At 67.8% G+C, this 7,068-nt stretch carries 8 protein-coding genes and 1 pseudogene; 2 read left to right on the top strand and 7 right to left on the bottom strand.

Annotated features, from left to right (window positions below):
- Positions 1-806 (bottom strand): annotated as a pseudogene (locus tag PV772_RS21695) (HNH endonuclease); the annotation flags it as partial.
- A 102-nt stretch (positions 807-908) separates the two neighbouring features.
- Between PV772_RS21695 and PV772_RS21690 the strand changes: the two are divergent.
- Positions 909-1,421, top strand: coding sequence for a hypothetical protein (locus PV772_RS21690; protein ID WP_347887531.1), 513 nt, complete (start codon positions 909-911; stop codon positions 1,419-1,421).
- Positions 1,422-1,438: 17 nt separating this feature from the next.
- Here PV772_RS21690 and PV772_RS21685 read toward each other — a convergent pair whose 3' ends face one another.
- The 5 genes from PV772_RS21685 to PV772_RS21665 form a co-directional block, all read right to left on the bottom strand.
- Entirely contained in the window at positions 1,439-1,822 is a 384-nt protein-coding gene (locus tag PV772_RS21685; RefSeq protein WP_141158978.1) for an RNA-binding S4 domain-containing protein, read from the bottom strand.
- A 54-nt stretch (positions 1,823-1,876) separates the two neighbouring features.
- Positions 1,877-2,992 (bottom strand): sulfite oxidase, encoded by a 1,116-nt coding sequence (locus tag PV772_RS21680; protein ID WP_347887530.1) that lies wholly within the window; start codon positions 2,990-2,992, stop codon positions 1,877-1,879.
- A gap of 86 nt (positions 2,993-3,078) precedes the next feature.
- Positions 3,079-3,939, bottom strand: coding sequence for an SDR family oxidoreductase (locus PV772_RS21675; protein WP_347887529.1), 861 nt, complete (start codon positions 3,937-3,939; stop codon positions 3,079-3,081).
- The gene (locus PV772_RS21670) at positions 3,940-4,944 is read right to left on the bottom strand and encodes an aldo/keto reductase family protein (RefSeq protein WP_347887528.1); all 1,005 of its coding nucleotides are present in this window, start codon (positions 4,942-4,944) and stop codon (positions 3,940-3,942) included.
- Positions 4,945-4,984: 40 nt separating this feature from the next.
- Positions 4,985-5,635, bottom strand: a complete 651-nt coding sequence (locus PV772_RS21665; RefSeq protein WP_347887527.1) for a hypothetical protein — start codon at positions 5,633-5,635, stop codon at positions 4,985-4,987.
- 162 nt (positions 5,636-5,797) lie between these two features.
- Between PV772_RS21665 and PV772_RS21660 the strand changes: the two genes are divergently transcribed.
- Positions 5,798-6,196 (top strand): YchJ family protein, encoded by a 399-nt coding sequence (locus tag PV772_RS21660; protein WP_347887526.1) that lies wholly within the window; start codon positions 5,798-5,800, stop codon positions 6,194-6,196.
- Here the strand turns inward: PV772_RS21660 and PV772_RS21655 are convergent, their stop codons facing one another.
- Positions 6,197-7,051: a TIGR04086 family membrane protein gene (locus PV772_RS21655; protein WP_347887525.1), complete on the bottom strand. Its 855-nt coding sequence runs from the start codon at positions 7,049-7,051 to the stop codon at positions 6,197-6,199.
- Positions 7,052-7,068 lie beyond the last annotated feature (17 nt).

The raw sequence follows: 7,068 nt of genomic DNA, 5'->3' as shown, positions 1-7,068 counted from the left end.
CCGGTGAGGCGTTCGATGAGGGTGTCGGCCATGACCTGGCCACGGGACCGGTCATCCCCGGCCGCCCGGGCGGTGTCCGCGTCCCGGACCAGGGCGGCGTAGGCAGCCACGCCCTGGGCGACCGGGAGCAGCGCGGTCAGGTAGGTCATGGTGTCCGGGGCTGGGCGCAGGCTCACACACCGCTCGCTCACGGCCCGGGCCGCGCGTTTGGCGGCGGAGGCCGGGTCGCGCCGGTACGCCGCGGCGCGGACGGCGGCGATAATGGCTTTGTCTCCCGCACCGTCCAGGGCGCCGGTATCGGCGGCGAGTTCCTCATCCACCCCGGCCCGGTCCCCGGGCGTGAGGCAGATGGTTTCCTTCACGATCAGGGTGGTCCGCCACTCATTGAGCAGCCCGGCAAGGAACGCGGCGAACGTGTGCGGCATCCCGGTCAACGTCTTGGCCAGGCCCAGCAGCCGGGAACCCCGGGCCGGGGACTCCCGCCTTGCCAAGGCGATCTGCGCCGCGACCCCGGCACCCTGCCCGGCGGCCGGGACCCCGGCGTCGGCCTGTTCCCGCCGCTGGGACAGATCAAAAGCCACAGCGGCCTCAGCCTGCCGGGCACCGGCAAAGCACTTCAACTCCTCCAGACCGCGAATCTGGTCAATCAACCCCGCACCATCAGCAGCCACGGGAACACGGGCCAACAGGTTCAGCACATCAGCGATGCAAGGAGCAGCTGGCAGGTATGAAGCAGTGCCAACAGCAGACGGTTCCGCCCACCGCGCAGCCCGGTCCACTCCCGCCGATTCCACAATCACTCCCATAACCAAACTCTTCCACCAGCCCCTGGCAATCCCAGCCGCCCAAAACCCCTATGTGGAAAACGCAAACCCAGCAACGGCGCGGGCCGTGCTGTTCAATGGATTATGCAGTTCACCAGGAAGGGCCTGAAGACCGAAGGGTTCGCCGGCTTCCGGCCTATCCGAAGCCTCGAGACGATGCGGATTCCGCAGGGGACAGGACTCTTCACGGTCGTGGCGCCGGAAGATTTCCAGGCGCGCTTTCTCACCAAAAGCACCGCGGCCATCTTCAAGAAGAAGGACCCATCCCTCTCCGCCGCAGCGCTGGCCGCCGAGTGGGTGGACGGCGCCGTCGTCCTCTACGTGGGGAAGGCCGGACCCGGAAGCAAGGGCAACCGGGGACTTCGGCGCCAGATCCAGGAGTTCGTTGACTTCGGGCAGGGAAAGCCTCCAGGCCACTGGGACGGGCGGCTTATCTGGCAGCTCGCTGACGCTGGATCACTGACCATCGCGTGGAAGGAACTCCCGGCCGGCCAACTGGCCGGCGCAGAAGCGGGTTGCCACGCTGCCTTCGTGGAGGAATTTGGCCGGTTGCCGTTCGCCAACCTGGTGCAGGCCCGCAACAAGGCGCGTGCCTGACGCCGGCAGCAAGCCAGCTACGCAGGTCCCCGCAGACGGTCCATCTCGCGCCGGTCCTTCTTGGTGGGACGCCCGGCGCCCCGGTCGCGTTGCGGCAACCCCAGTGCCGGAAGAACGGGGCGCGGGGGAGTGTGGTCGGTAAAGCAGTGCGACGCCGCCTCCGCCCCTACGCGTTTGGCTATGAGCCGGCGCACCTCAAGGATGCGCTCGTATCCGGGCATCCGGACGGTGACGGTGTCACCCGTGACCAGCGTTGCCGAAGCTTTCGAGGGGCTGCCGTTGAGGCGGACATGCCCGGCGCGGCAGGCTGCAGTGGCGGCAGACCGCGTCTTGTAGGCGCGGACTGCCCACAGCCACGCATCGATTCGGACACTGGCGGGAGCGGACGGGAGGCTGGTCATGGTTGGCACCGAGTATAGCCCCAGGGGGTGCCGCCCCAGGAAGCAGGTCCGGCTTCACTCCACCGTCACGCTGACGCGCTGTACCACGTTGTTGCCCATCCCCTGGTAGTTCCAGTCCTGCTCCAGGGCCTGGCTGGCGCCGGTAATGTCCGTGGCGCGGCAAGCAAGGACGTGCTCGCCGGGGTCCGCGACCCATGGAAGGCTCCACTTCCGCCAGGCGTAACCGCCCACCGGTTTATCCAGGTGGGCCGGCAGCCAGGTGCCGTCAATCCCCACCTCGACGGCGGTCACGGCACCTTCGCCGGACCATGCCCTGCCTTCCAGCATCACCGGGCCCGCGCGCAGGAACCGCTTCCGGGTAAAGAAGTCCGGGACACCGGGCGGAACCATCAACGAACGCACCCTGATCCGCGTAACCGGGGTGCCGGCGTCGTCCGCGGACTCCTGGTACCGGTAGGCAACCTTCTGCTGGAACCCTGGGAACGGTGCCTTTGCCACCTCTATGGACGCCAGCCACTTGACACTGGCCATCCCGTACCAGCCCGGGACCACCAGCCGCAGGGGGTAGCCGTGCTGTGGCGGCAGGTCTGCGCCATTCATCTTGTAGGCAAGGACGACGTCGGGACGCAACGCCTCACGGATCGGCAGGCTGCGCGCGTACTGCTGGGGGACGCCGCCCTGGATGCCAGCATCGGCCCCGGTGAAGACCACCTCCACCGCATCCGGCAGCACCCCGGCCTTGCCGAGGAGGTAGGCCAGCGGCACCCCGGTCCAGTGCGCGGTGCCTACGGCTTCCATGACCCAGGGCTGGCTGACGGGCCGCGGTTCCAGGAGCGACCTGCCGTTGCCCGCGCATTCGAGGGTCACCGGCACGGTGATTGCCGGGTCCCGTAGGAGCGCGGCCATGCTCAGCTCCAGGGCGCGTTCCACCGCACCCCCGATCCGTAGGTGCCAGGATGAGGCGTCCAGGTCAGGAATGTCGAAGTGCGTGAGTACGTAATGGAGCCCGGGCGGGGTCAGCTCGCGGCGGAGCGCCTCCAGCGGCATCGAATGGTTGCGGGCCGCGAGCTGCAGTTCCTCCCGGGTGAGCGGCCCCGACGTAGGCTCAGCGGCTGCGGCAGGGGCCGGCGCCGGCTCCTGCCGGGTGGATTGCTGGTTGCTGGACTTCATGGCGGTGCGATTCTGCTCGGTGGACTAAAGGCCCCCGCCACAGGTCTACGCCGGGCCCAGCCGCCACGTCAACGACTTTAACCCGGCTACAGTACCGGCCGGGTCAGGAACTCGGCCAGGCTGATGGGGTCCTGCCCGGTCAGACCATGCACGTCCGGCGAAAGTCCTGCCATTTCGCCGGCGGCCATGGCCGTGTAGGTGCTGACCCACGCATCCAGCTGCCATTGCGGGGCGTCGTAGGAGGCCCGCGACGCGTACGCCTCCTCCACCGACTCCGCGTGGTAGCGCACCTGCCGCCCCGTGCCGGCGCTCAGCACCTCGGCAGCCCGGGCCATGCTCAGTTCCTCAGGGCCGGTCAGGTTGTAGGTCTTGCCCTTGTGGATGGCGGGATCCCGCAGCACGGCGTGCGCGCAGCGGGCAATGTCCTCCCGGGCCACCCCTGAAAAGACGCCGTCCCCGGCAGGCCCGCGGATCACGCCGTCTTCCCCGGTCATCAGCGGCAGGAAATCCAGGTAGAAGTTGTCGCGCAGGAAGGTGTACCCCATCCCGGACGCCTTGATCCGCTCTTCGGTGGCGTAATGGTCCCGGGCCAGCGTGAAGGTGGCATCCGGGGCCGCCCCGTAGAAGGACGTGTACACCACATGCTCCACCCCGGCAGCGGCCGCGGCATCCACGAACGCGTAATGCTGCTGGAGGCGGTCTTCGGCCTCGGCAGCAGAGACCATGAACAGCACCTTCGCCCCGTCCAGCGCCTGCCGGGAGGCAGCGCCGTCCCCGTACGAACACACCACCGGATGCGCGTCCTCCAGCTGCGGGGCCCGCGCGGAATCCCGGACCAGCAGGCGCTGGGCGAAACCGGACCCGGCAAGCTGCCGTGCCACCATTCCGCCCAGGCCTCCGGTGGACCCGGTGACAGCGAGGTCCGGCAGTTCCACTGGGGACGCCATTCAGGCTTCCCGGGTGGCCGGCGACTTGGTCTGCGCCGGGTCACGTTCGGCGAGGCCTCCGACGGCGTCGTCAATCCTCTTGAGGACCTCGGCCTCCAGCTTCACTCCGGCGGCCCCAACGCTGTCGGCGATCTGCTCCGGCCGGGAGGCGCCGACAATGGCGGACGCCACGTTGGGGTTCTGCAGCACCCAGGCAACGGCCAGCTGCGGCATGGTGAGGCCCGCCTCCTGGGCAATCGGCTTCAGCTCCTGCACGGCGGCCAGGACGTCGTCGCGCATCCACCGCTGGATCATCTTGGCCCCGCCCTTTTCGTCCGTGGCGCGGCTGCCTTCGGGGGCAGGCTGGCCGGGCAGGTACTTGCCGCTGAGGACACCCTGGGCCATGGGCGACCAGACAATCTGGGACACGCCCAGCTCTTCCGACGCCGGGACCACCTCGGCCTCGATCACGCGCCAGAGCATGGAGTACTGCGGCTGGTTGGAGATGAGCTGGAAGCCCAATTCCTTGGACAGCCGGTGGCCCTCGCGGAGCTGCTCGGCAGTCCACTCGCTCACCCCGATGTAGAGTGCCTTGCCCTGCCGGACAATGTCCGCGAACGCCTGCATGGTCTCTTCCAAGGGCGTTTCGAAGTCGTACCGGTGGGCCTGGTAAAGGTCCACGTAGTCCGTCTGCAGCCGGCGCAGCGAGCCGTTGATGGATTCCATGATGTGCTTGCGGGACAAGCCAAGATCGTTCTTGCCTTTGGGGCCGGTGGGGCCGAAGACCTTGGTGAAGATCTCCACGGACTCGCGGCGCTCATCCTTGAGCGCGTCGCCCAGGACGGTTTCAGCGGCGGTGTTGGCATAGACGTCCGCGGTGTCGAAGGTGCTGATGCCGGCGTCGAGCGCCGCGCGCACGCACTGGGTTGCGACGTCGTTTTCCACCTGCGAACCGTGCGTCAGCCAGTTGCCGAAGGTGATTTCCGAGACTTTGAAGCCGCTGTTTCCGAGGTATCTGAATTCCATGGGTTTCACGCTAACCCAGATGGTTGCTCAGGGTAAGGGCCTAGTCATTCTCCTTGGACTGCTCCTTGGGTACCTGCTGGGGACCGGCCAGGGACACGAGGGACCCGGTGTCCAGCGGGGGCAGCGGATGCAGCGGCTGGGGTTTCTTGAAGGACCGCGGCATTTCGTGCGGGGGCCGGTGGTTGTGCAGGGCGGACTCCACCAGGGGGGCCACTTCGGAGACCTTGTCCGCAGGTACCGCCGGGTCCGGAAGATCCCGCACGGACAGCTTGATTTCCGGCCGTTCGGCCCTCGCCCTTGCTTCGGCACGCTTATCGGCCTGGGCAACCGCGGAAGCCCAGTCTTCGGCGAGGACCGGCGGTTCGGGCCGGGCGGCGGCAAGCTTCGGATGGCGTACGACGGCGGTGCGGAGCGACTCCTTGAGCCGGTCCGGCTTGAGCGCGGCGGTGCGTTCCCGGAGCCGCCTGCGGGGGCGGCCCTGCTTGGCGGGGGCGCCGACAAAACCGGTGGAATCGCGTTTGCCGGGGGCCCGCCCGAACAGGGTCATGAGGATGACGGCAGTGAGTCGTCCCAGACCGGCAAGGACCAGGGTGATGACGCCAAGCAGGAAGAGGACCAGGAACATCAGGAGGGCCAGGCCCATGGTGCCAAGGAAAGTCAGGTTGAGGACGAGAGTGTCCGGGTGCTCCACGTCATCTCTCCTCTCTGCCCACGTGCTGTGCCCGCATCCGGTTTACATTGCCGGCGGCGGACTCCCCTCCACCTTACGGATTTTTGCCCGGCCGTGCCCCGGCAGGCGTGGCCCCGTCCCAGGTTGTAGCGAAGCTGTTACCGGATATGACAGCATCACCGGGTGACCGCATCAATAGATTCCGCAAACTGCATATGTCTGTCCGGAGAGCCATACGCGGCCTGCTGTGGGCGGTTCCATTCCGGCGGCGCGGAGGCCGCCACGGCGGAACAGCTGATGCGTTCCCGGTACAGTGCTTTTGCCCTGCAGGACGAGGGCTATCTGCTGCGCACCCACCACGCATCCACGGCACCGAAGGCCCTGGATCTGGACGCTGCCATGGACTGGCGCCGCCTGGACATCGTGGCCACGTCCGGCGGTGGACCGTTCGACACCTCGGGCACCGTGGAGTTCAAGGCGTACTACCGCCATGGCAGCGAACGCGGGATCCTGCATGAGAACAGCAGGTTCGTCAGGGAGGGCGGGCGCTGGCTCTATGTGGACGGCGACATCCTCGCCTGACTACTCCTCGCCGTCGTAATACTCGCTGTCCGGGGTGAAGCCGGCGCGGTCAACCTTCCGGTGGAACCGCATACCCGCCAGGCCGCCCAGCACAGCGCCCACGAGGGCCACCACAGCCACCACAACCGCAGCGATGATGCTGGTGGTGGTCAGCTGTCCTTCGTTGATGGGGATGCGCGGGAAGCTGTTCAGGTTGGCCAGGACATTGAACTGCTGCCCGGCCACGAGCCCCAGGACGGCCACGACGATGGCTGCGATCAAAGCCCAGACCCACACCATAAGTCCCTGCTTGGCGCCGTTGAAGCGGGCCATGCGGCCGGCAACGTAGCCGCCGCAGTAATAGGAAAGGAACAGGATCACCAGCAGGACGATGATCCCCACCAGCCCAACCGTGCCGCTGTTCCGGGCGGCCTGGTTCACGGCCTCGTTGACATCGGTGTTGTTCGCAAGGCCCACGGCTGTCCCGGCGGCCGCCACCAGGGCGGTCAGCAGGACGGCCATGCCGGTGGCGGCCAGCCAGCCAAAGAAGGCGGAGCCAACCTTGATGCCGCCGAACCGCTCCTTCTGGCGTGCCACTGCGGTTTCCCTGTTCGCGAGCGTGGGGTCCACCATCGGGGTTGCCGTAGTGGGGGCCGCACGGTACTCGCGCTCCGCGGTGGGCGGGTCAGGTTGGTAGGACCGCTCCGCCCCGATGTTCCGGGTGGGGTTCCGCTCGCCGGACCGGGCGGGCGCCTGGTCCATCGAGCGCGTGGCGGCGTCGTCCGCACTTCCGTCCCGGTAGCTTCCGCTGCGGGTGGTGTCGTCCTCCCGGGCGCGTCGGGGAGGCAGGTTCTGTGGGTCCGTTGAGCTGCTCATGACTCAACTCAACCACC

The organism is Pseudarthrobacter sp. CC12 (assembly GCF_039907755.1).
GTDB classification, from domain to species: domain Bacteria; phylum Actinomycetota; class Actinomycetes; order Actinomycetales; family Micrococcaceae; genus Arthrobacter; species Arthrobacter niigatensis.
The sequence above is the reverse complement of the archived record's forward strand: the minus strand, read 5'-3'. Positions and strand labels throughout refer to the sequence as shown.

Bases quoted from the DNA above. Each gene is read 5' to 3' on its own strand.
- PV772_RS21690 (WP_347887531.1), top strand. From the start codon at position 909: ATGCAGTTCACCAGGAAGGGCCTGAAGACCGAAGGGTTCGCCGGCTTC.
- PV772_RS21685 (WP_141158978.1), bottom strand. From the start codon at position 1,822: ATGACCAGCCTCCCGTCCGCTCCCGCCAGTGTCCGAATCGATGCGTGG.
- PV772_RS21680 (WP_347887530.1), bottom strand. From the start codon at position 2,992: ATGAAGTCCAGCAACCAGCAATCCACCCGGCAGGAGCCGGCGCCGGCC.
- PV772_RS21675 (WP_347887529.1), bottom strand. From the start codon at position 3,939: ATGGCGTCCCCAGTGGAACTGCCGGACCTCGCTGTCACCGGGTCCACC.
- PV772_RS21670 (WP_347887528.1), bottom strand. From the start codon at position 4,944: ATGGAATTCAGATACCTCGGAAACAGCGGCTTCAAAGTCTCGGAAATC.
- PV772_RS21655 (WP_347887525.1), bottom strand. From the start codon at position 7,051: ATGAGCAGCTCAACGGACCCACAGAACCTGCCTCCCCGACGCGCCCGG.